The 25,381-nt window shown below is 74.0% G+C and carries 21 protein-coding genes; 12 read left to right on the top strand and 9 right to left on the bottom strand.

Annotation, left to right across the window (positions count from 1 at the left end; all coding sequences use genetic code 11):
* Positions 1-16: 16 nt before the first annotated feature.
* On the bottom strand, positions 17-2,452 hold the full coding sequence (locus ACH4B3_RS17640) for a cation-translocating P-type ATPase (RefSeq protein ID WP_398463756.1): 2,436 nt from the start codon (positions 2,450-2,452) through the stop codon (positions 17-19).
* Positions 2,453-2,785: 333 nt separating this feature from the next.
* Positions 2,786-3,061, bottom strand: a complete 276-nt coding sequence (locus tag ACH4B3_RS17635; protein ID WP_398463755.1) for a DUF2530 domain-containing protein — start codon at positions 3,059-3,061, stop codon at positions 2,786-2,788.
* A gap of 338 nt (positions 3,062-3,399) precedes the next feature.
* On the opposite strand from ACH4B3_RS17635, the gene ACH4B3_RS17630 reads away from it, so the two are divergent.
* Positions 3,400-4,869 carry an NCS2 family permease gene (locus ACH4B3_RS17630; RefSeq protein ID WP_398463754.1) on the top strand — a complete coding sequence of 490 codons (1,470 nt, stop codon included), beginning with the start codon at positions 3,400-3,402 and terminating at the stop codon, positions 4,867-4,869.
* 38 nt (positions 4,870-4,907) lie between these two features.
* Here ACH4B3_RS17630 and ACH4B3_RS17625 read toward each other — a convergent pair whose 3' ends face one another.
* Positions 4,908-5,093, bottom strand: coding sequence for a ribbon-helix-helix protein, CopG family (locus ACH4B3_RS17625; RefSeq protein WP_398463753.1), 186 nt, complete (start codon positions 5,091-5,093; stop codon positions 4,908-4,910).
* Positions 5,094-5,374: 281 nt separating this feature from the next.
* On the opposite strand from ACH4B3_RS17625, the gene ACH4B3_RS17620 reads away from it, so the two are divergent.
* The 3 genes from ACH4B3_RS17620 (at position 5,375) to thpR (ending at position 7,995) form a co-directional block, all read left to right on the top strand.
* Positions 5,375-5,752, top strand: a complete 378-nt coding sequence (locus ACH4B3_RS17620; RefSeq protein ID WP_398463848.1) for a MarR family winged helix-turn-helix transcriptional regulator — start codon at positions 5,375-5,377, stop codon at positions 5,750-5,752.
* Between the two features lie 28 nt (positions 5,753-5,780).
* Complete coding sequence (locus ACH4B3_RS17615) at positions 5,781-7,364, top strand: MFS transporter (RefSeq protein ID WP_398463752.1); 1,584 nt, start codon at positions 5,781-5,783, stop codon at positions 7,362-7,364.
* 64 nt (positions 7,365-7,428) lie between these two features.
* Entirely contained in the window at positions 7,429-7,995 is a 567-nt protein-coding gene (gene thpR / locus ACH4B3_RS17610) for an RNA 2',3'-cyclic phosphodiesterase (RefSeq protein WP_398463751.1), read from the top strand.
* Between the two features lie 244 nt (positions 7,996-8,239).
* Here the strand turns inward: thpR and ACH4B3_RS17605 are convergent, their stop codons facing one another.
* The 3 genes from ACH4B3_RS17605 to ACH4B3_RS17595 all read right to left on the bottom strand — a co-directional run bounded on the left by ACH4B3_RS17605 (position 8,240) and on the right by ACH4B3_RS17595 (position 10,872).
* Positions 8,240-9,235, bottom strand: a complete 996-nt coding sequence (locus ACH4B3_RS17605) for an aldo/keto reductase (protein WP_398463750.1) — start codon at positions 9,233-9,235, stop codon at positions 8,240-8,242.
* Positions 9,236-9,333: 98 nt separating this feature from the next.
* Positions 9,334-10,038, bottom strand: coding sequence for a GDSL-type esterase/lipase family protein (locus tag ACH4B3_RS17600; RefSeq protein WP_398463749.1), 705 nt, complete (start codon positions 10,036-10,038; stop codon positions 9,334-9,336).
* Positions 10,039-10,341: 303 nt separating this feature from the next.
* The gene (locus ACH4B3_RS17595; protein WP_398463748.1) at positions 10,342-10,872 is read right to left on the bottom strand and encodes a hypothetical protein; all 531 of its coding nucleotides are present in this window, start codon (positions 10,870-10,872) and stop codon (positions 10,342-10,344) included.
* 151 nt (positions 10,873-11,023) lie between these two features.
* Between ACH4B3_RS17595 and ACH4B3_RS17590 the strand changes: the two genes are divergently transcribed.
* A complete protein-coding gene (locus ACH4B3_RS17590; RefSeq protein WP_398463747.1) occupies positions 11,024-12,079 on the top strand; it encodes a hypothetical protein in 1,056 nt (351 codons plus the stop codon).
* A 191-nt stretch (positions 12,080-12,270) separates the two neighbouring features.
* Here the strand turns inward: ACH4B3_RS17590 and ACH4B3_RS17585 are convergent, their stop codons facing one another.
* Positions 12,271-12,795, bottom strand: coding sequence for a PPOX class F420-dependent oxidoreductase (locus ACH4B3_RS17585; protein WP_398463746.1), 525 nt, complete (start codon positions 12,793-12,795; stop codon positions 12,271-12,273).
* Between the two features lie 313 nt (positions 12,796-13,108).
* The gene (locus ACH4B3_RS17580; protein ID WP_398463745.1) at positions 13,109-13,873 is read right to left on the bottom strand and encodes a TetR/AcrR family transcriptional regulator; all 765 of its coding nucleotides are present in this window, start codon (positions 13,871-13,873) and stop codon (positions 13,109-13,111) included.
* 149 nt (positions 13,874-14,022) lie between these two features.
* Between ACH4B3_RS17580 and ACH4B3_RS17575 the strand changes: the two genes are divergently transcribed.
* From ACH4B3_RS17575 to ACH4B3_RS17565, 3 genes are all read left to right on the top strand, one after another.
* Positions 14,023-15,093 carry an ATP-binding cassette domain-containing protein gene (locus tag ACH4B3_RS17575; RefSeq protein ID WP_398463744.1) on the top strand — a complete coding sequence of 357 codons (1,071 nt, stop codon included), beginning with the start codon at positions 14,023-14,025 and terminating at the stop codon, positions 15,091-15,093.
* Positions 15,090-15,926 carry an ABC transporter permease gene (locus tag ACH4B3_RS17570; RefSeq protein ID WP_398463743.1) on the top strand — a complete coding sequence of 279 codons (837 nt, stop codon included), beginning with the start codon at positions 15,090-15,092 and terminating at the stop codon, positions 15,924-15,926. The genes ACH4B3_RS17575 and ACH4B3_RS17570 overlap by 4 nt, the downstream gene beginning before the upstream one ends.
* 265 nt (positions 15,927-16,191) lie before the next feature.
* Entirely contained in the window at positions 16,192-17,442 is a 1,251-nt protein-coding gene (locus tag ACH4B3_RS17565) for a hypothetical protein (protein ID WP_398463742.1), read from the top strand.
* 104 nt (positions 17,443-17,546) lie between these two features.
* Here the strand turns inward: ACH4B3_RS17565 and serC are convergent, their stop codons facing one another.
* A complete protein-coding gene (serC, locus tag ACH4B3_RS17560; protein WP_398463741.1) occupies positions 17,547-18,665 on the bottom strand; it encodes a phosphoserine transaminase in 1,119 nt (372 codons plus the stop codon).
* Between the two features lie 219 nt (positions 18,666-18,884).
* Between serC and ACH4B3_RS17555 the strand changes: the two genes are divergently transcribed.
* From ACH4B3_RS17555 to ACH4B3_RS17540, 4 genes are all read left to right on the top strand, one after another.
* The gene (locus tag ACH4B3_RS17555; RefSeq protein WP_398463740.1) at positions 18,885-19,121 is read left to right on the top strand and encodes a hypothetical protein; all 237 of its coding nucleotides are present in this window, start codon (positions 18,885-18,887) and stop codon (positions 19,119-19,121) included.
* A 185-nt stretch (positions 19,122-19,306) separates the two neighbouring features.
* Positions 19,307-21,082 (top strand): serine/threonine-protein kinase, encoded by a 1,776-nt coding sequence (locus ACH4B3_RS17550; RefSeq protein ID WP_398463739.1) that lies wholly within the window; start codon positions 19,307-19,309, stop codon positions 21,080-21,082.
* A 51-nt stretch (positions 21,083-21,133) separates the two neighbouring features.
* Entirely contained in the window at positions 21,134-24,079 is a 2,946-nt protein-coding gene (locus ACH4B3_RS17545; protein ID WP_398463738.1) for an FAD-binding and (Fe-S)-binding domain-containing protein, read from the top strand.
* 293 nt (positions 24,080-24,372) lie between these two features.
* Positions 24,373-25,296 carry a S1 family peptidase gene (locus ACH4B3_RS17540; protein ID WP_398463737.1) on the top strand — a complete coding sequence of 308 codons (924 nt, stop codon included), beginning with the start codon at positions 24,373-24,375 and terminating at the stop codon, positions 25,294-25,296.
* The last annotated feature ends 85 nt before the right edge of the window (positions 25,297-25,381 follow it).

Genomic DNA, 25,381 nt, shown 5'->3' with positions numbered 1-25,381 from the left:
CGCCCCGGCGGCCCGGTCAGGACGCGCGTCCGCCGTTCGCGGCGATCCGCCGCCACACCACCTCCAGCAGCGCCGACGCGGCCACCGCGATGCCCACCGCCGTCCACGGCATCTCGGTGCCCACCAGCCGCAGGGCGAAGAAGTCCTGTAGCCAGGGGGTGACCAGTACGATCACGAACCCCAGGGCCATCGTCAGCACCAGGCCGACCCGCCACCAGGTGTAGGGGCGGGCGATGATGGCCAGCACCCACATGGCGATCAGGAACAGGGTCAGTGTCGCGGCGCTGGTCTCCGCGTCCAGCGCGTCCTCACCCCGGTAGTGGTGCCGGGCCACCAGGTAGGACAGGAACGTGGCGGTGCCCGCGATCAGCCCCACCGGGATGGAGTAGCGCATCACCCGCCGGACGAACCGCGGCTTGGCCCGCTCCTTGTTGGGGGCCAGCGCGAGGAAGAAGGCGGGCACCCCGATGGTGAGCGTCGACAGCAGCGTCAGATGCCGCGGCAGGAACGGGTAGGGCACCTGCGAGCAGACCACCAGCAGCGCCAGCAGCACCGAGTAGACCGTCTTGACCAGGAAGAGGTTGGCCACCCGCTCGATGTTGCCGATGACCCGGCGTCCTTCGGCGACCACCGACGGCAGGGTGGCGAAGCTGTTGTCGAGCAGCACGATCTGGGCCACCGCACGGGTCGCCTCGCTGCCCGAGCCCATCGAGACCCCGATGTCCGCGTCCTTGAGCGCCAGTACGTCGTTGACGCCGTCGCCGGTCATCGCGACGTTGTGGCCGCGTGACTGGAGGGCGCCGACCATGTCCCGCTTCTGCTGCGGGGTGACCCGGCCGAAGACCGCCCCCCGCTCCAGCTCGGCGGCCATCGCCTCCGGCGCGGCGGGGAGCTTGCGGGCGTCCACCGGGGCCTCGGCGCCGGGCAGGCCGAGCTTGCCCGCCACCGCCCCGACGGAGACCGCGTTGTCGCCGGAGATCACCTTCGCGTCGACGTCCTGGTCGGCGAAGTAGCGCAGGGTGTCGGCGGCGTCCGGGCGCAGCCGCTGCTCCAGCACCACCAGCGCGGCCGGGCGCGCCCCCTCGGCCACCTCCGGATCGTCCAGTGGGCGATCGGTCCGGGCCAGCAGCAGCACCCGCAGCCCCTGGGCGTTCAGCTCCTCGATGCCGGCGTCCCGCTCGCCGCCCGCCGGATCCCCGTCCGGCAGCAGCACGTCGGGGGCGCCGAGCAGCCAGGTGGTGCGCTGCGAGTCGGGACCGTGCAGGGTGGCCCCGCTGTACTTGCGGGCGGAGGAGAACGGCAGGGTGGCGACCGGACGCAGCCGCCCGTCCGCTCCGGTGTCCGCGCCGTGGCCGTCCGGGAACGCGTCGATGATCGCCTGCAGGCTGGCGTTGGGCCGCGGGTCGGCGGCCCCGAGGGCGCCGAGCACCTGCCGCAGCTCCGCCCGGTCACCGCCGGCCAGCGGCCGCAGCTCGGTGACGTCCATGCCGCCCTCGGTGAGGGTGCCGGTCTTGTCCAGGCACACCACGTCGACGCGGGCCAGCCCCTCGATGGCGGGCAGCTCCTGGACCAGGCACTGCTTGCGGCCCAGCCGGATCACGCCGATCGCGAAGGCGACCGAGGTGAGCAGCACCAGGCCCTCGGGCACCATCGGGACGATCCCGCCGACCATCCGGCGCACCGCCTCCCGCCAGTCGTCCTCCTCGACCACCAGCTGGCTGATGATCAGGCCGATCGCGGTGGGCACCATCATCCAGGTCACGTACTTGAGGATCTGGCTGATGCCGCTGCGCAGCTCGGAGTGGACCAGGGTGAAGCGGGAGGCCTCCTCGGCGAGCTGCGCCGCGTACGCCTCGCGCCCGACCTTGGTGGCGGTGAACGCGCCGCCGCCGGCCACCACGAAGCTGCCGGACATCACCGGGTCGCCCGGCTGCTTGAGCACCGGGTCCGCCTCGCCGGTGAGCAGCGACTCGTCGATCTCCAGCCCGTCCGCCTCGGTCACCTCGCCGTCGACCACGACCTTGTCGCCCGGCCCCAGCTCGACCAGGTCGCCGAGGACGATGCCGGAGGTCGGTATCTCGGCGGCGGTGCCGTCCCGGCGGACGGTGGGTTTCGCCTCGCCGATCACCGCCAGGCTGTCCAGGGTCTTCTTGGCGCGCAGCTCCTGGATGATGCCGATCGCGGTGTTGGCGACGATCACGAATCCGAACAGGCCGTCCTGGATCGGCCCCACCACCAGGATGATCAGGAAGAGCACGCCGATGATGGCGTTGAAGCGGGTGAAGACGTTGGCGCGGACGATGTCGGCGGTGGACCGCGAGGACCGCACCGGTACGTCGTTGACCTCACCGCGCGCCACGCGCTCGGCGACCTCGGCCGAGGTGAGTCCTGGGTGGGCGGTCCGCGCCGGGGGATCGGGCTCAGAGGTGTCGACCTGCGCCTGATGCGTCATGGATCCGACGGTACGGGCGCGCGGCCGGGTTCACGCGGTGACTGCCGGAATCGGGGGGGCCGGACGGCCAAAGATCAGACTCAGGTACCAGCCGGGGCGGGCCCGGATACCGCGGCGGTTCACCCGGCGGCGACGGTGGTGGGGCGCGGCCCCAGGGGCGCGGAGGCCGTCGAGGGTGCGGCGGCCGTCGGGATGCCGCGGTCGGGGTGCTGCGGCCGTCGGGGTTGCGGACGTCGGGGACGCTGCGGTCGGCGGTCGGCGGTCGGCGGTCGGCGGTCGGCGGTCGGCGTGCGGTGTGAGGCGAGGCGTGCGGCGGGGCGGCGCCGCGCCGGGTCACCCGGCGGCGTCGGCGGTCCCGCCGGCACCGGCCGCCGCGCGGCGGATCGCCGCGTCCCGCCTGCGCACGTACCAGATGCCGAGCAGCCCCAGCCCGCCGCCGGCCAGGCAGGTCCACAGCCACCACAGATGGCCGTGGTCGTCGAACCAGCCGTAGAAGGGGAGCTGGACGAGGAAGAGGACGAACCACACGACGGTGCCGCCGGTGATGGTGGCGACGACATTGCCCTCCAGGGGCTCCGGCGCCTCGTGCTCGGGGGTCCACTTCGTCATGCGGACAGCTTACGGGCCGGGCCCCGGGCGGTGTCCGGGGCCGTCGGCCGCCGCGGTACGGCGCCCCCGCCCCACCCCACCCGGCCCGGCGGCGGGGCTTCCGGCGTCCGGCGACGGGCGGGCCGGGAAGCGGGCACACCGGTGGTCCGGTCCGGGAAGCGGGCACACCGGTGGCCCGGGCGGTCCGGGAAGCCGGGCACATCAGGGGTCTACGCGCGGAGATAGCGATCTTTGCGCTATGCATTCATACTGAAACGGTCTGGGTCTGACTGGATTTTCTCGTATGAATATCCAGGAAAGACCCAGTTACTTGTGTACGCGCACCACTGAGGTCATTCATGCCCCCCTCGGCCACGGCTCCGGTCGACGCCCAGCAGCAGCCACCGGTTCCGCCCACCAATCGTCTGGACGGGTTTTTCCAGATCACCGCGCGGGGGTCTTCGGTCTCCCGGGAGATCCGTGGCGGGCTCGCCACGTTCTTCGCGATGGCCTACATCATCGTGCTGAATCCGATCATCCTCGGCGCGGGTACCGACAAATTCGGTCACCAGTTGGACAACGGCCAACTGGTGACGGCCACCGCCCTGATGGCGGGGCTGACCACGATCCTGATGGGCGTCATCGGCAATGTGCCGATCGCGCTCGCCGCCGGCCTGGGCATCAACGCCGTCGTCTCCCTCCAGCTCGCCCCCGAGATGAGCTGGCCGGACGCGATGGGCATGGTGGTGCTCGCCGGTCTGGTGCTGATGATCCTGGTCGCCTCCGGTCTGCGGCAGCGCGTGATGGACGCCATCCCCGGCGGTCTGCGGCGCGCGATCGCCATCGGCATCGGCCTGTTCATCGCGCTGATCGGGCTGGTCGACGCCGGCTTCGTGACCCGCAACCCGGACGCCGCGCACACCACCGTGCCGATGGGGCTGGGCATCGACGGGCGGCTCCAGGGCTGGCCGGTGCTGATCTTCGTGGTCGGCCTGGCGCTCACCTTCATCCTGGTGGTCCGCCGGACGCGCGGCGCGATCCTGATCGGCATCGTGGTGATGGCCTTCGCGGCGGTCGTCATCAACTCGATCGCGGAGATCCCGGACGAGAACTGGGGGCTGAGCGTGCCCCGGGTCCCGGACAGCATCGTGGACACCCCGGACTTCGGGCTCATCGGGAACGTCAGCCTCTTCGGCGGCTTCCACGAGGTCGGCATCCTCACCGGCAGCCTGTTCGTCTTCACCGTGCTGCTGTCCGGCTTCTTCGACGCGATGGGCACCATCATCGGCGTCGGCGAGGAGGCCGGGCTGATGGACGACGAGAAGGGCCAGATGCCCGGCATGGGCCGGATCCTGATGGTCGACGGTGTCGCGGTGGCCGGCGGCGGCTTCGGCTCGGCGTCCGCCAACACCTGCTTCGTGGAGTCCACCGCCGGTGTCGGGGAGGGCGCGCGGACCGGTCTGGCGAACCTGGTGACCGGCGGCCTCTTCCTGCTCGCGCTGGTCTTCACCCCGCTGGCGCGGGTGGTCCCGTCGCAGGCCGCGACCCCGGCGCTGATCGTGGTGGGCTTCCTGATCATGGCGGCGAACGTCCGCGAGATCGACTGGAGCGACTTCACGATCGCCGTGCCGGCGTTCCTGACCATGGTCTCGATGCCCTTCACCTACAGCATCACCAACGGCATCGGCATCGGTGTGCTCGCCTTCATCCTGCTGCGGATCGCGGACCGGCGGACCCGGGAGATCCCCTGGCTGCTGAGTGCGGTCGGGCTGTGCTTCCTCGTCTACTTCCTGCTCGACCCGATCGAGCAGGTGCTCGGGGTGAAGTGAGCCGGGGCGGGCCGGGCCGGTGCCGCCGGGGCGGGTGATCACATCGCTTCGCGGTAGAAGCGCTCGGTCTCGTCCACCGACGAGGTGAACCGTTCGTCGAAATCGTCGCGGATGAGCGTCCGGACCACGTAGTCCTGGACGCTCATTCCGCGTTTCGCGGCATGCTGCCGGACGCGCTCCAGCAGTTCCCCGTCTATGCGCAGGCTGAGCACTGTCGATCCCATGCCGGTCAGGGTCGCCGGAGAGGCTGCTCGGCCGCGTCACTTTCCGACCGTTCCTCACTCGTTCGGGTGAGCCGCCGCCACGCGGCACATCCCGGTTTCATTAGCCGAGGTAATGAGTTATGCTAAAGACCATGCCGGAACCGTCCCATCCCCAGTCTTCGGCCAAGGAGCCTCCCGAACGCGCGGAACGCGCCGCCGACGGGAGCCCGCACGCCGCCGAAGGGTCCAGCGCCCCGACCGTCACCGACGCCGACGCCGTCGACCTGCTGCGATCCGCCGTCATGAGGCTGGGGCGCCGGCTCAAGCACCAGCGCGTGGACGAGTCGCTGAGCCCCACCGAGATGTCGGTGCTCGGCACCCTCGCCCGCTGCGGGTCCGCGACCCCGGGCGAACTGGCCCGCAAGGAGCACGTCCAGCCCCCGTCGATGACCCGCATCGTGGCACTGCTGGAGTCCAAGGGCCTGGTCCGGCTCGACCCGCACCCGGAGGACCGCCGGCAGAAGGTGGTCTCGCAGACCGAGCGGGCCGAGGCCATGCTCGAAGAGAGCCGCCGCAAGCGGAACGCCTGGCTGGCCGAGCTGGCCGGCAAGCTCGACGCGGAGGAGCGGGCGGCGCTGCGCGCGGCCGCGCCCGTGCTGGAGAAGCTGGCGAACCTGTAGACACCCGCCGTGAGGAGGCGAAACCCCTGTGAGTCCGGGACCCGGAGCAGACTCCGCACCCGCACCAGAACCCGCCGACGAACCCACCACTCCCACCCCCACCGCCCCCACCACTCCCCTCACCCCCACTACCCCCACCACTCCCGCCACCCGTAGCTCCGCCGACCCGGCCCCCGCCCGGCCCGCGCCCGCCGGCACCGCCCCCGGGCCCGCCACCGAGGCGCCCGCCGGGACCGCCGAACCCACGGGCACCGCCGCACCCGCCGGGACCACCGCCGCACCCGCCGGGAAGATCCCCGCCCCCGGCCCGGGCGACGCACCCGCGCGCGGCATGTTCAGCTCACTGAGGGTGCGCAACTACCGCCTCTTCGCCACCGGCGCGGTGATCTCCAACACCGGCACCTGGATGTCCCGCATCGCGCAGGACTGGCTGGTCCTGAGCCTCACCGGCTCCTCCACCGCCGTCGGCATCACCACCGCGCTGCAGTTCCTGCCGATGCTGCTGTTCGGCCTGTACGGCGGCGTCATAGCCGACCGCTACCCCAAGCGGCGCATCCTGCTGATGACCCAGACCGCACTGGGCGCCTGCGGCCTCGCGCTGGCCGCGCTGACCCTGAGCGGGCACGTCCAGGTCTGGCACGTCTACCTCTTCGCCTTCCTGCTCGGCATGGTCACCGTCGTCGACAACCCGACCCGCCAGGCGTTCGTGGTCGAGATGGTCGGCCCGGCCGAGCTGCGCAACGCGGTCAGCCTGAACTCGGCGAACTTCCAGTCCGCCCGGCTGATCGGGCCCGCCGTCGCCGGTGTCCTGATCACCGCCGTCGGCAGCGGCTGGGCCTTCCTGCTCAACGGCCTGTCCTTCGGCGCCCCGCTCGTCGGCCTGCTGATGATGCGCCCCGCCGAACTCCACAAGGTCGAACGCGCGCCCCGCGGCAAGGGCCAGCTGCGGGAGGGCCTGGCGTACGTCGCCGCCCGCCCCGACCTGATCTGGCCCATCGTGCTGATCGGCTTCATCGGGACCTTCGGCTTCAACTTCCCGATCTGGCTCAGCGCCTTCGCCGACGACGTCTTCGACGCCGGACCGGGCACCTACGGCCTGCTCAACACCCTGATGGCGGTCGGCTCGGTCACCGGCGCCCTGCTCGCCGCCCGGCGCGCCACCTCGCGGCTGCGGCTGGTGGTCGGCGCCGCCGTGCTCTTCGGCGTCCTGGAGATGGCCGCCGCCCTCGCCCCGACGTTCTGGCTGTTCGCCGCGCTGATGGTGCCGATCGGCGTCTTCGGCCTGACCATCAACGTCACCGCGAACGCCAGCGTCCAGATGGCGACCGACCCGGCCATGCGCGGGCGGGTGATGAGCCTGTTCATGATGGTCTTCGTCGGCGGTACGCCGATCGGCGGGCCGCTGGTGGGCTGGCTCACCGACACCTACGGCGCCCGCGTCGGCTTCCTCGCCGGCGGCCTGGTCTCCGCGCTGGCCGCGCTGGTGGTGGGCCTGGTACTGGCCCGGATCGGCGGCCTCCGGCTCCGGGTGGACCTGCGCCGCGGCCGCCAGGTGATCGCCTTCGTGCCGCGCGAGCCGGTGACCCCGGAGCGGGTCACCACCGGGGTGTGACCGCGCCCGCGCGCCGCACGGCGGACCGCCGCGCGGCGCGGGCGGCACCCGGCAGACTCACCCCATGAGACTCTTCGCCGCCACCGTCCCGCCGCCCGCGGCGCTCGCCGAGCTCGCCGGGGCGGTCGGCGCGCTGCGGCGGCTCCCCGGAGCGGACCGGCTGCGCTGGAGCGGGCCGGAGGGCTGGCACTTCACCCTCGCCTTCTACGGCGAGGTGGCCGAGGACACCGTCCCGGAGCTGGCGGAGCGCCTCGCCCGCGCCGCGCACCGCCACCACCCCTATGACCTCCGGCTCGCCGCGGGCGGCCGGTTCGGCCACCGGGTGCTGTGGATCGGCGCGGAAGGGGACCGCCAGGCGATGCGCCGACTGGCCGGGGCCACCGCCGCGGCGGGGCGCCGGGCCGGGGTCGCGCCGCGCGAGCACCGCCCGTACGCGCCGCACCTGACCATCGCCCGCGGCCGCGCCGACGGCGCCGACCTCGTCCCGTTCGTCGCCGCGCTCGCGGACTTCACGACGGCCGCGTGGACCGAGGGCGAACTGCGGCTGATGCGCAGCCGGCTGCCCGGCGGCGGCACCCCCGGCGCGCAGCCGGTCTACGAGACGGTGGGGAGCTGGCCGCTGGGCCGCTGACCCGCCCGGTTAACCTCAAGGGGTGGATGCCAAGACCCGAACCCTGATCATGCGTGGCGCCTTCGTGGTGATCCTCGTCGTCGTCGTGGTGGCAGCCGCCCTCCAGTGACCCGTCCGGCCGCCGCCGGGCACGCCCGGGGCGGCCGCCCCGCGGCCGTTCCCACTGGCGCGCCGGGTCACCGGCGCGCCCGGCGGCCCGGCCACCGCGCCACCGTCGCGGGCCGCCCCCGACGGTGGCCCGCGGTCACCAGGCGAACGCCTCCGGCGAGGGCCCCGGGCCCGGGAAGATCTCGTCCAGCCCGGCCAGCACCTCCGCGCCCAGCTCCAGCTCCACCGCGCGCAGCGCGGACGCCAGCTGCTCGGCGGTGCGCGGGCCGACGATCGGGCCGGTCACCCCGGGCCGGGTCAGCAGCCAGGCCAGCGCGACCTCGCCCGGTTCGAGCCCGTGCTCGTCGAGCAGGTCCTCGTACGCCTGGACCTTCTCGCGCAGCGCGGTGTTCTTCAGCGCGTCCCCGCTGCGGCCCTGGGTGGTGCGGGCCGCCCCGCCCTCCCGCTCCTTGCGGATCGCCCCGCCGAGCAGTCCGCCGTGCAGCGGCGACCAGGGGATGATCCCCAGCCCGTAGGACTCGGCGGCCGGCACGACCTCCATCTCGGCGCGGCGCTCGGCCAGGTTGTACAGGCACTGCTCGCTGACCAGCCCGTAGCCGCCGAGCCGCCGCGCGGTCTCGTTGGCCTGGGCGATGTGCCAGCCGGCGTGGTTGGAGGAACCGGCGTAGAGGATCTTGCCCTGCCGGACCAGGACGTCGACGGCCTGCCAGATCTCCTCCCACGGCGTCCGGCGGTCGACGTGGTGGAACTGGTAAAGGTCGATGTGGTCGGTGCCCAGCCGCTTGAGGCTGGCGTCGACGGCGCGCCGGATGTTGAGCGCGGACAGCCGGTCCTCGTTGGGCCACGGCTCGCCCTCGGTGCCCATGTTGCCGTAGACCTTGGTGGCGATCACCGTCTTCTCCCGGCGGCCGCCGCCCTTGGCGAACCAGCTGCCGATGATCTCCTCGGTGCGGCCCTTGTTCTCGCCCCACCCATAGACGTTGGCGGTGTCGAAGAAATTGATCCCCGCGTCGAGCGCGGCGTCCATGATGGCGTGGCTGTCGGCCTCGTCGGTCTGCGGGCCGAAGTTCATCGTGCCCAGCACCAGTCGGCTGACCTTGAGTCCGGTGCGGCCCAGCTGCGTGTACTTCATGCGCTCCACCCAACGCCTTGGAGTGCGCTCCAGGCAAGGGTGCCCGGTCCGTGTCCGGGAGGCGGGACCCGGGCGGCGGGGGCCGGGTGTCCCGGGCGTCAGCGGTGGCCGGCGGCCGGCACCCGGGGCGCGTACCGGGCGCCGACCCCCCACGCCTGGTGCATGGCGTCGGCGAAGGCGGCGGCGATGCGGTGTTCGCCGGAGGCGTTGGGGTGCGTGCCGTCGTAGGTGTCGCGGTGGATGAGGTATTCCTCGGGCCGGGAGACCAGCAGCAGCGGCGAGGCGGGGGAGTCGAGGTCGGCGACCGTCTTGGCGAGGAGTTCGTTGAAGCGGTCCACCTCGGCGGCGAACAGGGCGTCGGATTCGGCCCGGACGTTGGGTATCACCGGCAACAGCACCGCCTGGACGCGCGGGTTGGCGGCCCGGGCGGCGGTGAGGAACCGGCGGGCGTTGGCCGCGGTGTCCTCGGCGCCGGTGTAGAAGCCCAGGTCGATCAGGCCGAGCGAGATCAGCAGGGTGTCGGCGCGGTGGGCGCGGACCGCGTCCTCGATCAGCGGCGCCATGTGCAGCCACCCCTCGCCCCAGCCGGCCAGATGGCGGCGGGCGCGCTGCGGGAAGCCCGGGTCGGCGTACTCGTGCGAGACGGGGGCTCCGGCGTGGGCGTCGTAGACCTCGCTGCGCGGACCGACGATCGCGTACGGGCCGCCGAAGGTGGCGTTGAGGTGCTCCCACATGCGGTAACGCCAGGTGAAGTCGCCGGCACTGCCGATCGTCATCGAGTCACCGACGAACATGATGCGCATCGGTGAAGTATGCACGGGGGCTCCGCCCGCCAGGTACCGGGGCGTCGCGTGACGCCAGGCACACGGACCGGAGCGTGCCGCGGGACGGCCCCGGGACGGCCCCGGGACGGAAGCCCGGGCCGCCGACCGCCAGGTGGACCGCGCCGGGCGGGCCGGGCCGGCGGGCCGGCCGAGGCCGGGCGGGTACACAGAAGGTTCACAGAAAATGCAGAAACCCGGTGGCCCGCATTCTTGATGTGCAGCTCGCGTCAAGAATACCGGCCACCGGATTCCGGGGTGATGAATTCCTGTTTAATTCCGTGGCTATCGAGCGGCGCGGGAGTTCTTGAACGCGAGGAATCCGCAGACCGCCGCGGCCAGCGCCCCGATGACCACCATGTAGACACCCGGTGCGGCGGAGAAGTCGAGGGCCTTGATGGCCTCCTCGATCTGCTCGCTGCTGAACTGCTCGCCCTGGTCGCTGTTCTCGTCCTCCGCCTTGGCGATGGCCGCCCGGTCCGGGTCGAACAGGTTGAGCGCGCCGATGACCAGCGAGATCAGGGCCAGCCCGGCACCGGCGATGGTGAGCTGAGCCTTCTTGGCGACGATCACGCCGACCAGGGCCGCCGCCGCGAGCCCGGCGGTGATCATGACGATGATGCCGTCGGTGAACTCCTTGCCCTTGACGCCCCCGCTCGCGGTGTCGGAGTACGACCAGTTGAGGAACGTGCCGATGAATGCGATGACCGCGCCGACGATCGCGATGATCACCATCTTGTCGACTCCGCCGGCCTGGCCGCCGGACGGCGCGCCCGACGGGGCAGGGGTGTAAGAGTTTTGACCGTATCCACTCATGGGAAGAGACCGTAGGGCGGCGCGATTCTCCTCTGCAACGCGGCTGTCCACTTTGCCGTCAATGGCCGATAAATTTTGTGCCAAATAATCCGGGGAACAGGCCAACTAATCCGGCGATTACTTGCGGTCGGTGATATGGCAGGCTTGGCCCATGCGTTCGCTTCTGTCTGTGCTCGGTGCCGCCGCGCTGCTCGCGCTGCCCGCCGTCTCGCCGGCCGCCGCCGACGACAACGCCCCGTCCTCCTTCACCATCGAGGACGAGCGGATCACCGAGTCCAGCGGCCTCGCCGCCAGCCGGGCGCACCCCGGCGTCTACTGGACGCACAACGACAGCGACGACGGCCCGTACGTGTTCGCCGTCGACGGGAAGACCGGGCGCACCGTCGCCACCGTAACCCTGCGCGGCATCGGCGACCCGCGTGACGTGGAGGCGGTCTCCGTCGGCCCGGACGGCAACGTCTACGTCGGCGACATCGGCGACAACCTGGGCGGCACCTGGACCAAGGTGTGGATCTACCGCTTCCCGGAGCCGGAACGGCTGCGCGACACGACCGTGGACGCGACCCAGTTCGACGTGCAGTACCAGGGCGGGCCGCGCAACGCCGAGGCGATGATGGTGGATCCGCGCACCGGCCGGGTCTACATCGCGAGCAAGAGCGAGGAGGACGCCGGGCTCTACCAGGGGCCGGCCACCCTCTCCGCGTCGCGGATGAACGTGTTCCGGCGGGTCTCCGACCTCGACATGGAGGTCACCGACGGGGCGTTCGCCCCGGACGGCAGCCGGCTGGTGCTGCGCGCCTACTTCGGGGTCGCGGAGTACCGGTGGGGGAAGGACGGCCTGGGCGAGGAACTCCCGGAGGAGCCGTCGCTGCCGATCCAACGGCAGGGCGAGGCCGTCACGTTCAGCCCGGACGGCGGCACCCTGCTGTACGGGACGGAGGGGGCGGGCAGCCGCGTCACCGCGGTCGAGCTGGAGGGGGACCTGCTGCCCGACGCGACGGCGAAGCAGCGGGACCGGGAGGACGGCGGTGGCGACGGCGGCGACCGGCGGGGCGGTGACGCGGCCGGTGACCGGGGCGCGGACTCCGGCGACGACAGCCTGCTGATCGGCGGGGCGGTGGTCGCGGTGATCGCCGTCGGCTTCTGGGCGGTCCGGGGCAGGCGGGGCGGGCGGGGCCACCGGGGCCGTCGGGGCCGCCGGGGCTGAGCGGCCGGCCCGCTGACGGTCGCCCGCGCCGGTTCCGGGCGGTGGCCGGGTGCGGTCCCGGCCGCGCGGTGGGCGCCGGGCCGTTCCGGGGGCGGTTCAGGCGCCGGGGTCCGGTCCGGTCGCGCCGGGGTGGTCCGGTCGTGCCGGGGTTGTTCGGCCGGCGGGGCCCGGTCCGGTGGTGCGGGGGTGGTTCAGCCGGTGGGGTCCGGTCCGGTGGCGGGGCCCGGCGCGGGGCCGGTGCCGCCCGCCTCCGGGTAGCGCTCGTCCTCGGCGACCAGCCGGACCTCGTAGTGCAGGGTCGTTTCGTGCTTGAGGCGGTGGCCCAGCGGGACGAGCACACCGTGCAGCACCGGGTGCTTCCGGGTGAGCATCCGGGCCGCGTGCCGGGCCTCGCCGCTGCCCTGCTTCAGCAGGTGGGTGCGGGCCGGCACCGAGGGGCCGGTCGGCCTTCCGCTCAGGGTGGCCGGCGCGATGGCCACCACCGGGTTGTTCCGCATCCGCTTGGCCTTCCAGGCGCTGCCGTAGGTGCGGATGTAGGCGTGGTCGCCCTCGACGGCCATGCTCACCGCGGTGCCGACCGGGGTGCCGTCCCGCTTGTAGGTGGTCAGCAGCACGGTGTGCTGCTTGGCGAACTGCGAGATCGTCGGGCGGCTCGCCCGGGGGTCCTGCGGGCCGTGCGGATCCCGTGGGGTGCGGGGGCTGTGCGAACGGGCCATACGTCCATGGATGCACAGAAACCGGGCGACGACCAATGCGGCTGGGTGGCGGCCCCGGGGCCGCCGCGCGGCCACCGTCCGGAGCCTGCCGGACGCGTTCCGCACCGGGACCATCGCGAGCACCGGGACCATTGCGAGCACCGGGGCCACCGGGAGCGCCGGGGCGCAGCGCCCGCGGTCACCGGGGGTGCCGACGCCACCGGGCCGCCGGGACCCCGGACCACCGGGACCACCGTCGGCCGCCGGGACCACCAGGACCACCGTCGGCCGCCGGGGTCACCGGGGCCCGTGAGCGTTGCGGCGGCGCGCGACCCTAGGCCGGCCGCGTGCCGCCGGCGCGTTCCGCGATGAACGCCTCGATCCCGTCCAGCAGGCTCTTGAGCCCGAACCCGAAGATCTCCTCGCCCGTCCCGGCGAAGGCGTCCATGCTGAGCCGCGCCTGGACCGGGAACCGCCCGCCGGAGATGACCTGGGAGAGCACCGGGGCTTGCGCGTTCCAGAACTCCTCGGTGCTGACGCCGGTGCGCTGTTCCGCCATGACGGCGTTGAGGTGGCTGCGCGCGGTGCCGCTGACGAAGCCGTCGACCGCGACGATGATGTTCATCCGCTCCCGGTCGGTGAGCCCGAGGCCGTCCAGCCCGCGCAGCGCGAACTCCAGGCCCTCCATGGCGTTCGGGCCCATGATCGGCCGGGCCTGGTCCACCTGGAGCAGCCAGGGATGCCGTCCGTACAGCTCCCAGACGCCGTGTGCGACGTGCTCCATGACCTGCCGCCAGCCGAGGGCCGGGTCGTGGTCGTCGGCGCTGAACCCCGCCACGTGGTCGAGCATCAGGTCGAGGAGTTCGGCCTTGCCGGGGACGTACCGGTAGAGCGACATGGTGCCGACGCCCAGTTCGGTGGAGAGGCGGCGCATCGACACCGCGGACAGGCCCTCCGCGTCCGCGATCCGCACCGCGGTGGCGACGATCCGGTCCAGCTCCAGGCCGGGTTTGGGGCCGCGGGTGGGTCGCTCGCCGAGCCCCCACAGGAGCTCCAGGCTGCGGGACACGTCTCCGCTGCCGCTGTGTTCGGTCGTCATCTCGCCACTCATCGTATCTCCCGGCTCCCTGCTGGACAGAAACTGAGTACGGTGTACGCTGCCCGGTATCTGCATACACCGTACCCAGTTAGCGTGCGGGCGGCGACCGCCCCGTGCCGGCCGGGTGCGGCCGGACCCAGGAGGCCGCCGTGAGTCCCCCCGGAAACCCCCGCTACGCGATCCACGCCGAGGCGCTGCGCAAGCGGTACCGCGAGCACCACGCCCTCGACGGCTTCGACCTGGCCGTACCGCCGGGCACCGTGTACGGGCTGCTCGGCCCCAACGGGGCCGGCAAGACCACTGCGGTGCGCATCCTGTCCACCCTGCTGAGGCCGACCGGCGGCCGGGCCGAGGTGGCCGGGTTCGACGTCCGGAGCCGGCCCCGGGAGGTGCGCCGGCGGATCGGGCTGGCCGGCCAGTACGCGGCGGTCGACGAGGTGCTGACCGGCCGCCAGAACCTGGTGACCTTCGGGCGCCTGTTCCACCTGGGCAAGCAGCCGGCCCACCGGCGGGCCGCCGAACTCCTGGACCGGTTCGGCCTCACCGAAGCCGCCGACCAGGGCGTCAAGGGGTACAGCGGCGGCATGCGGCGCCGCCTCGACCTCGCCGCGAGCATGATCCTCGCCCCGCAGGTGCTCTTCCTCGACGAACCGACCACCGGCCTCGACCCCCGCGGCCGCAACGAGGTGTGGGAGGCCGTGCGGGCCCTGGTGGCCGACGGCACCACGGTGCTGCTGACCACCCAGTACCTGGACGAGGCCGACCGGCTCGCCGACCGGATCGCGGTCATCGAACGCGGCCGCAAGATCGCCGACGACACCCCCGGCGGGCTCAAACGGGCCGTCGGCGAAGCGCGCATCGAAGTCGTGGTGCGGCACGCCGCCGACCTGCCCGCCGCGGTCGCCGCACTGGCCCGGGTGGCGGACGCCGGCGCCCCGCCGGAGGCGGACCCGGCGGCCCGCCGGGCGTCCGCCCCGGTCACCGACCCCGTCCCGGCACTCACCGGCACCGCCCGGACGCTGCACGGCCAGGGCGTCGAGCTGGAGGACCTGGGGCTGCGGCGGCCGACCCTGGACGAGGTCTTCCTGCGGCTGACCGGCCGGCGACCGGACCGGGACGCCGCCGGCGCGGACCACCCGGAGCGCACCGACGGGCCGACGGCGGAGCCGGCGGACCCGGCAGCCGAGCCCACCGACGACAAGGAGGCGGCGGAACTGTGAGCGGCACACTCGACCTGCGGAACGTCCTCACCGGCCCGGAACGCCGGGCCTACTGGGCGGTGGCGGACTGCCTGACCATCGTCCGCACCGAACTCACCCACATCGCCCGGCGGCCCTCCACCATCGCCTGGCAGCTGGGCACCCCCGTGGTCTTCGTCCTGCTCTTCGTCTACGTCTTCGGCAGCGCCATGGTGGTGGGCGACGGCGCCGACTACCGGGACTACGCGCTGCCCGGCATGTTCGCCATGACGATGGCGAACGGCTTCATGAGCACCGCGGTGGTGGTCGCCGTGGTCCGGGAGCGCGGCGTGATGGACCGCTACCGCTCCATGCCGATGGCGCCGTCCGCCGTGGTCAGCGGCCGCGGCGTGGCCGACGTCATCGGCGCCTGCCTGGACCTGGCGGTGCTCGCCGCGATCGCGTTCGCCGTCGGCTGGCGCCCCGACGGCCATCCGGGCGGCGTGCTGGGCGCGTTCGGCCTGCTCATCCTGTTGCGGTTCGCGCTGACCTGGGTCGGGGTGCTCCTCGGGCTGCTGGTCCCGAACCAGGAGGCGGCCGGCAACCTCTTCGCGGTGGCCTTCCCGTTCGGCATGATCTCCAGCGTCTTCACCCCGCCGGCCATGATGCCGGACTGGCTGGGGGCGATCGCCCTGTGGAACCCGGTCTCCTCGACCGCCAACGCGGTCCGGGAGCTGTGCGGCACCCCGACGGCCGGACTCGGCGGGAGCTGGGTGGAGCAGCACGCGCTGCTGATGGCCGTGGTCTGGCCGCTGGTGATCACCGCGGTGTTCCTGCCGCTGGCGGTACGGCGCTTCCAGCGGCTGAGCCGCTGAGCCGCTCCGGCCGGGCGGCGGGTACGGTCCGGCGCGGGCCCGGGTGGCCCCCGACCGGCCGCCCGCCGCCCCCGCCGCACGCCGCCGTCCCCACCGGCCGCCCGCCCCCGCCGCCCGCGCCGCCCGCCGCCGTCCCGTCGGTCGTCCGTCCGGCCGACCCGCCGGCCGACCCGCCGTCCACCGAACGGTGGAGGGGCGGGCCCCCGGCCCGGTCCGGGTGCTGCCACCAGTGTGGCGCCGGCCGCCGGACGGCAGGGTGAGGGCCATGAACGGAAACAACCGACGCAAGGCGCTGCTGCCGGGGGCGTTAGCCCTCGGATGCGCCGCGGCACTGCTGATGACGACGTCACCCGCGCAGGGCGACACCCCGCGGCGGCCGGCCGCCGAACGCCCCGGCGCGGCCGGGGAGCAGACCTGGCGCGGCACGGTGGTGTCGGTCACGCAGGTGGAGGACCTGTCGGCCGCGGAGGTCGACGAGCGGCTGGCGGGCGCCGGTTTCACCAAGGCGCCGGCCGCCTCCCACGCCGTGCGGGCCTACCGGGTCGTGTACCGCACCGTCGACCAGGACGGCAGGCCCACCACGGCCAGCCAGCTCGTGGCCGTCCCGGAGACCGGCCGGGACCGGCTCCGCGTCGTCTCCTGGCTCCACGGCACCACCGTCTTCCGGGGCGACGTGGCCTCGGTGAAGGCGGATTCGAGCGACCGGGCCGCCGCGCTGCTGTTCGCCGGATCCGGCCGCCTGGTGTCCGCCCCGGACTACCTCGGCCTCGGCGAGGGCCCCGGCCACCACCCCTACGGCCATCCGGAGGCCACCGTCTCCGCTTCGCTCGACGCGCTGCGCGCCGCCCGGTCCCTCGCCCGGCAGCACGGCCACTCGCTGGACCGGCGGGTGCTGATCAGCGGCTTCTCGCAGGGCGGACCGGCCACGATGATGCTCGGCAAGGCCCTCCAGCAGGGCGCCGACCCGTACTTCCGGCCGGGCGCGCTGGCCCCGGTGGCCGGCCCGTTCGACCTGAGCACCTTCGAGGCCGGGGCCGCCGCGGACGAGTTGCGGAACGCCCCGCTGTACCTCGCCTACTTCGCCACCGCGTGGCAGCGGATGTACGGCATCTACGACGAGCCCGGGGAGGCGTTCCGGGCCCCGTACGACAAGGAGGTGGAGAACCTCTTCGACGGGCACCACACCCCGGCGCAGATCGCCGCGGCGCTGCCGACCACGTCGAAGGAGCTGTTCACCGACGAGTTCCGGGACCGGGTCCGCCACCCGGCCGGAGAACTGCGGGAGCGGCTGAACGTGCTGGACACCACCTGCGACTGGCGGCCGGAGGTGCCGGTGTACCTCTACCACGCCTCCGGCGACGCCGATGTGGCGTACTCGCACGCGCTGCACTGCACCCGGCAGCTGGCGGACAACGGCGCCCGGCACCGGCTGACGGACGTGGGGGACGTCGACCACAACGGGTCGGTGCGGGAGGCGCTGCCGCGGGTGCTGGCCCGGTTCGACCGGGCCGGCTGACCGCCTTGCCCGGCGGGGGGTACGGGCCGTGCCCCGTCCCACCGCCGGCGGGCGGCGCGGGACGGGGCACGGTCAGGTGGTCGGCGCCCGGGGCGGCCTCGCGGTCAGAGCCGCTCGATGACGTAGTCGACGCAGGCGGTGAGCGCCGCCACGTCCGCCGGGTCGACGGCCGGGAACATCGCCACCCGCAGCTGGTTGCGGCCCAGCTTGCGGTACGGCTCGGTGTCCACGATGCCGTTGGCGCGCAGCGCCTTGGCGATCGCGGCGGCGTCGATGTCGTCGTTGAAGTCGATGGTGCCCACGACCTGCGACCGCTTGGCCGGGTCGGTGACGAACGGCGTGGCGTGCTTGGACGCCTCGGCCCAGCCGTACAGCGCCTGCGCGGAGGCCGCGGTCCGGCCGACCGCCCAGTCCAGGCCGCCCTGCCCGTTGATCCACTCCAGCTGCTCGTTGAGCAGGAACAGGGTGGACAGCGCCGGGGTGTTGTAGGTCTGGTTCTTCCGCGAGTTGTCGATCGCGGTCGGCAGCGAGAAGAACTCCGGGATGTGCCGGCCGGAGGCGTGGATCCGCTCGGCGCGCTCCACCGCGGCGGGCGAGAAGACCGCCAGCCACAGGCCGCCCTCGGCGGCGAACGACTTCTGCGGGGCGAAGTAGTACACGTCGGTCTCGGCGATGTCGACGGGCAGGCCGCCGGCCCCGGAGGTGGCGTCCACCAGCACCAGCGAGCCCTCGTCGGCCCCGGCGACCCGGCGCAGCGGCGCGGCGACCCCGGTGGAGGTCTCGTTGTGGGTGAGGGCGTAGACGTCCACCCCGGCCTCGGCCCGCGGCTCCGGGTGGGTGCCGGGGTCGGAGGAGATCACGCTCGGCTCGGCCAGCCACGGCGCGAGCTTCGCGGCCTTGGCGAACTTCGAGGAGAACTCGCCGAAGGTCAGGTGCTGCGACCTGTTCTCGATCAGACCGTGGGTCGCCACGTCCCAGAAAGCGGTGGAGCCGCCGTTGCCCAGCACCACCTCGTAGCCCTCGGGCAGCGAGAACAGCCGGCTCACGCCGTCCCGCACCTTGCCGACCAGGTTCTTGACCGGGGCTTGGCGGTGCGAGGTGCCCAGCAGGGAGGTGCCGGTGGCGGCCAGGGCGCTGAGCGCCTCCGTGCGCACCTTGGAGGGGCCCGAGCCGAAGCGACCGTCGGCGGGCTTGATGTCAGCGGGAATCTGGATCTCGGCCACGGCCGCAGCCTAGTCCGTCGCGGTGGCGCCCCCGGCGGTGCGTCCAGCCGTTGAGACGGTGTGTCCGCAAACGGTCGCAAACAGCCGGGAACGGCCGGGAACGGGGGGAACACACACGCCTCGTTCGGTCTGATGATCCTCCGTAACTTCTTGCCGTACCCATCGATAACCACACCGGAGCGCGGTGCGGACCGCGCCGGAAGGCGTAGGGAGACGGATATGAGCGGGATCAGCGGCGTGCGGAGCGGGGCCCGGAACCTGGCCCGGTGGGCGGCCACGGCGGCGGCCGCCCTGGTGGTCTGCGCGCTGGGAACCGGCCCGGCGCTGGCCGACGAGTCCCCGGTCAACTCCCACAACGGTTCGCGTTTCGTCCTGATCGACGTCGGCCAGGTCGACGACCCGGCCGAGGACGTGCTGGAGAACCTGTCGGTGCTGGGCACGCACACCATGCACTGACCCGGCCCGCGCCGGCGGCGCCCGGAGCACCCCTGATCGCGCCGCCGGCCCCGCCGCCGCGTCCCGGCGGGCGTTTGGCACGCGTCCCGGGCTGGAAGGTCCTCCCGGAGGACCCGGCCTCCGCCCGGGTCCGAGGGGGCCGGCCCCGGCACGCGCCGCGGGTCCCGGCAGGGGGAGGACGCGCGGTGAAGGGGACACTGCTCGGCGGGCGGTACCGGCTGGGCGCACGGATCGGATCGGGCGGTACGGGCACCGTCTGGCAGGCGGCGGACCTCACGCTCGGGCGGACGGTCGCGGTGAAGACCATCACCGGGTTGAGCGGAGGCGCCGCGGCCGGCGGGCTGGTGGCGCGCTTCGGCCGGGAGGCCCGGCTGGCCGCCGCGCTGTCCAGCCGGCACATCGTCACGGTGCACGACTACGGCGAGGCGACGGTCGACGACCAGACCGTGCTGTACCTGGTGATGGAACTGCTGCACGGGCACCCGCCCGACCGGTTGCCGGCCGGCAACCGGCCCTCCCTGGCACAGGTGGCCGACTGGGGCCGGCAGATCTGCGCCGCACTCACCGTCGCCCACCGGGCCGGAGTGGTGCACCGCGACCTCAAGCCGGGCAACGTGCTGGTGGGCGCGGACGGCCTGGTGACCGTCCTGGACTTCGGGATCGCCCGCTCGTTCGACGCCACGGCGGATCCCGCCCAGCTCACGACTCTGGGCGCCACCCTCGGCACACCCGCCTACATGTCGCCCGAGCAGGTGCGCGGGGAAGCGGTGCTGGACGCCCGCAGCGACCTGTACGCCCTGGGCTGCCTGCTGTACACGATGCTCACCGGCGAACCGCCGTTCTCCTCCGTCTCCCTGTACGGCATCCTCCGGAGCCACCTCGACGACACCCCCGCCCCGCCCAGCCGGAAGCGGCCCGGCCTGCCCCCGGCATGGGACCGACTGGTCCTGAACCTGCTGGCGAAGGACCGCGCCGAGCGCCCGGCGAGCGCGGCCCGGGTGAGCGAGCGGCTGGCCACCGCCCCGGTGGATCCGGCCCCGCAGCCACCCGGACCCGGGCTCCCCGGCGGGCACCGGGCCCCCGCCGCACCGGACGCCGCCGCCCTGACCCAAGGGGCACCGGCACGACCGGCACCGGCACGACCGGCACCGGCACGGCCCGCGCCGGCGGCGCCCGGAGCGCCCCCGCCGCCCGGGCCGGCGCACCCCGTCCCGCACCCCCCGACACAGCCGTCCGCCCCCGCCGTCCCCGGCCGGGCCCGGGAGTCCGCCCTGTCGTCCCGCCTGCACCGCGTCTCGGTACGGCACCCAGGCCCCGGGGCCACCCTGTACCTCGACCGGGACCCGGACGGCGGATCCCGCGGCCGGTTCGCGCGCAGCCTGTCGGGCGGGCTCCGGGCCCTCGGGGTCTGGGCGGTGAGCGCACCGGTCACCGCCGTCGTCACCGGCGTGCTGCTGACCCGAACCAGCTCCCTCGGCCCCACGATGGTGTTCTGGGTGGCCGCGCTCGCCCCGGTGCTCGTCGCGGTCCTGCTGATGGGCAACACGCACGACGGCGGGTACGGGGACGACATCGGGATGCTCGGCTGCGGGGTCGTGCTGCTCGCCCCGGTGTGCGCCACCATCGCCGTCCAGGAGACCGGCCTGCCGTGGGTGCCGGCCGCCGTCCTCGGCGTGCTCAACCTGCTCGTCTGGGCGCTGATCGACGGCTTCGTCCTCGGCACGGCGGTCAGCCTGCTCAAGGAGCTTCGCTACCCGCCGATCGCGGTACGCACCGCCACCCTCAGCGGCCTGGGCACCGGCACGCTGGCGGGGGTCGGCACGCTGGACGGCGAGAGCGGCACCTGGGTCACCGCGGCACTGGCGAACGTCGGCACCATCCTCGCCGTGACCGCGCTGCTGGCCCTGCTGCTGCTCCCGTTCCGGGAGCGCCGGGAGCCGTCCGGCCGGGGGCGTGCCTGATCCGGCCCGGCCCGCCCGGTACACCGCCCGCCGGGCGGGCAGGCTGGGGGTATGCCACAGCACAGCGGAGACGACGGTCTGGCCCGTGCCCTGCGGTCGGCGGTCCGCGGGGAGGTGTCCTTCGCCGCCGCCGACCGGGCGCTGATGACCATGGACGCCTCCAACTACCGCCGGGTCCCGGCCGGGGTGGTCGCGCCGCGGGACGCCGAGGACGTGGCCGCCGCGCTCGCCGTGTGCCGGGAGCACGGGGTGCCCGTGGTGCCGCGCGGCGGCGGCACCTCGATCGCCGGGCAGGCCACCGGGACCGGCGTGGTGCTGGACTTCACCCGGCACATGAACCGGATCCTCGCCGTCGACCCGGACACCCGGACGGCCGTCGTCCAGCCGGGTGTGGTGCTCGACGCGCTGCGGTCGGCGGTCGGCGTGTACGGGCTCACCTTCGGCCCCGACCCGTCCACGCACAGCCGCTGCACCATCGGCGGGATGATCGGCAACAACGCCTGCGGCTCGCACTCGGTGGCCTGGGGCACCACCGCCGACAACGTGCACGGTCTGCGGGCGGTCGGCTACGGCGGGGAGGCGCTGCGGCTGGGCAGGGGCCTGAACGGTCTGCCGCCCCGGCTCCGGGACGGTCTGCGGGCCCTCACCGACGCCCACCTGGCGCTGCTGCGCACCGGGTTCCCCGAGCTGCCGCGCCGTATCTCCGGGTACGCGCTCGACGCCCTGCTGCCGGAGCGGGGGCGCGACGTGGCCCGCGCGTTCACCGGGAGCGAGGGCACCCTCGGCGTCCTCACCGAGGCCGAGGTGCGGCTGGTGGAGGCGCCCCGGGCGCGGGCCCTGGTGGTGCTCGGCTACCCGGACGAGAGCACCGCCGCCGACGCGGCGCCGACCGTGCTGCCGTACCGGCCGCTGACCGTCGAGGGCATGGCCGCGGATCTGGTGGGAAGCGCCCGGGAGCTGCTGCCGGAAGGCGCGGCATGGCTGTTCGCGGAGGTCGGCGGGGACAGCCCGGCGGAGGCGCGGGCGGCGGCGGACCGGCTGCTGCACGCCTGCGCGGGCGGCACCGTGGGCGGCCCGGGCGGGGTCCGGTCCGGGGGCTTCACGGTCGTCACCGACCCGGCGCGGCAGCGCGCCCTGTGGCGGGTCAGGGAGGACGCGGCGGGCACCGCGACCCGGATGCCGGACCGTACCGAGGCGTGGCCCGGCTGGGAGGACTGCGCGGTGCCGCCGGCCCGGCTCGGCGCCTATCTGCGGGACTTCCGGGCCCTGCTGGCGGAGCACGGGCTGCGCGGCGCGCCGTACGGGCACTTCGGCGACGGCTGCATCCACGTCCGTATCGACTTCGACCTGCTGGGGCCGGAGGGCATCGCCCGGTTCCGGGCCTTCTCCGGGGAGCTGGCCGACCTGGTGGTGGCGCACGGCGGCTCGCTCTCCGGTGAGCACGGCGACGGGATGGCGCGCGCGGAGCTGCTCCCGCGGATGTACGGGGACGACCTGGTCCGGCTGTTCGCGCACGTCAAGGACTTGTGGGATCCGGCCGGCGGGCTCAACCCGGGGGTGCTGGTGCGGCCGCGGCCGCTCGACGAGAACCTGCGCTTCGCGGTGCTGCCCGGCCGCCCGGTGGACGTGGCGTTCGGCTACCCGCGCGACGGCGGGGACTTCACCGCCGCCGTCCGGCGCTGCGTGGGGGTCGCCAAGTGCCGGACCACCGAGCCCGCCGGATCCGCGGTGATGTGCCCGTCGTACCGGGTCACCGGAGAGGAGCGGCACTCCACCCGCGGCCGGGCCCGGCTGCTCCACGAGATGCTGGCCGGTGAGGTGATCGAGGACGGCTGGCGCTCGGAGGAGGTGCGCGAGGCGCTCGACCTGTGCCTGTCCTGCAAGGGCTGCCGCAGCGACTGCCCGGTGGAGGTGGACATGGCCACCTACAAGGCGGAGTTCCTGCACCAGTACTACCGGGGGCGGGCCCGCCCGGCCGCGCACCTGGTCATGGGGCGGCTGCCGCGCTGGCTGCGGGCCGCCGCGGCGGTGCGCGCGGCCCCGGTGCTCAACGGGCTGGCGAAGGTCGAGCCGATCGCCGCGGTCGGCAAGCGGCTCGGCGGCATCGCGCCGCAGCGGGCCGTGCCCGAGCTGGCGGCGCGGCCCTTCACCCGGTGGTGGCGGGAGCGCGGCGGCAACCGGGCCGGTGGCGAGGCGGCGGCCGGCCGGCCCGGTACGGGGGCCGCCCAGGGGCCGCCGGGTGGCGCGGGCGGGGACCGGCGCACCGTGGTGCTCTGGCCGGACACCTTCACCAACTACCTGTCGCCGCGGGTCGGCCGGGCGGCGGTCGCCGTGCTGGAGGACGCCGGGCTGCGGGTGGTGGTGCCCCCCGCCCCGGTGTGCTGCGGGCTCACCTGGGTCTCCACCGGTCAGCTGGACCAGGCCCGTACCGTGATGCGGCGCACCCTCCGGGTGCTGGGGCCGGCGCTGGACGCCGGACTGCCGGTGATCGGCCTCGAACCCAGCTGCACCGCCGCGCTCCGCGGCGACCTGCCCGAACTGCTCGGCGACGACCCGCGGGCGGGCCGGCTCGCGGGTGCGGTCCGCACCTTCGCCGGGGCGCTGGAGGAGTTCGCGCCGCACTGGCGGCCGCCGCGTCTGGACCGTCCGGTGGTCGGCCAGACCCACTGCCACCAGCACGCCGTGCTCGGCGACGCCGCCGAGCGGCGGCTGCGGGAGCGGGCCGGCCTGGTGGGGGAACTGAGCGGCGGCTGCTGCGGGCTGGCGGGCGACTTCGGCTTCGCGCGCGGCCATTACGAGGTGTCCGTGGCCTGCGCGGAGGAACAGCTGCTGCCCGCCGTCCGGCAGGCGGCGGACGGCGCCCGGATCCTCGCCGACGGGTACTCCTGCCGCACCCAGATCGCGCAGCTCGCCGGCGGCCGGGCGCACCACCTCGCGGAACTGCTCGCCGAGGGGCTGCCGCCGGGGAACGCCGGAAGAAATCCGGGAACGGAGTGAACCTCCCGGCCGGATTGCGCATCTGAGAGAAAGGCCCGACTAACACCCTTTGGCGGCAATGGAGTTGGCATGGCCAGATTGATTGACGGCTGTGCGAATTCACTTCTAATGTGGCGAGCCGTCACGTATTCCCCAGGGTGGTGGTGTCCGTCGCCCGGCGGTACCGGCGACCCGCGCTGCCCTGCCCCGCACGGCCCTGCCGTGCCGAGGTGATCCGCGCATCGCCCGGATCCGCTCGCGGCGCCGCGCCGGCCCCGGGGATGTCCCGTATCCCTACGAGAAGGACAACCCCCATGCGCCTTTCTCCCGGCGGCCTCCGCCGCATCAGACACATATCCACCGGCGCGGCGGCGGCCGGCGCCGCCCTGGCCCTGCTGGGCACCGCCGCCCCGGGCGCGCAGGCCGCGACCGGCGAGCGGTCCGGCGAGCGCACCGTCAGGCCCATCATCGGCGGCGTCGAGACCCCGAACGACACGTACCCGTTCATGGCCGCGCTGCTCAGCAAGGGCAAGGGCAGCCCGGTCGACCGCCAGTTCTGCGGCGGCAGCCTGATCAACCAGCGGGTGATCCTCACCGCCGCCCACTGCGTCGAGGGGGAGACCCCGAAGACGATGGAGATCGTGGTCGGCCGCACCGTGCTGTCGAACTCCAAGCAGGGCCAGGTGCGCCAGGTCCGCCCGTCGCTGGGCCAGGGCGACCCCGGCGGCATCGTCGTCCACCCGCGCTACGCCAGGAACGCCGCCTACGACATGGCGCTCATCGAGCTGGACAAGCCGGTGAAGGGCATCGCACCGGTCAAGCTGCCCACCCAGGGCACCGACGCGCTGCTGCGCCCCGGACAGAAGGCCACCGTCACCGGCTGGGGCAACACCGACGTCGACATGCCGCAGTTCCCGGACCGGCTGCGCGAGGTGAAGGTCCCGCTGCTCTCGCACGACGAGTGCAAGGTGAGCTACGCCGAGTACGACGCGAAGGTCAACGTCTGCGCGGGCGTCGAGGGCAAGGACTCCTGCCAGGGCGACAGCGGCGGTCCGCTGTTCCGCACGGTGCCGGGCCGGGCCACCCAGTACCAGATCGGCATCGTCTCCTACGGTGAGGGCTGCGGCGGGCAGGGCGCCCCCGGCGTCTACACCTCCACCAGCTCGGACCGGCTGTGGAAGACGCTGGACGAGTCCCCGGCGGGCAAGAAGATCAAGAAGGTGCTCGGCCGGCGCTGACCCCGCGGCCGCCAACGCCCCTGCGGGCCCCCGGTGTTCACCGGGGGCCCGTTCGCGTTCCGGCCCGCCGGGCGATGGCCGAAAA

This window comes from Streptomyces sp. NPDC018031, from assembly GCF_044327625.1.
Classification (GTDB): Bacteria; Actinomycetota; Actinomycetes; order Streptomycetales; family Streptomycetaceae; genus Streptomyces.
The sequence above is the reverse complement of the archived record's forward strand: the minus strand, read 5'-3'. Positions and strand labels throughout refer to the sequence as shown.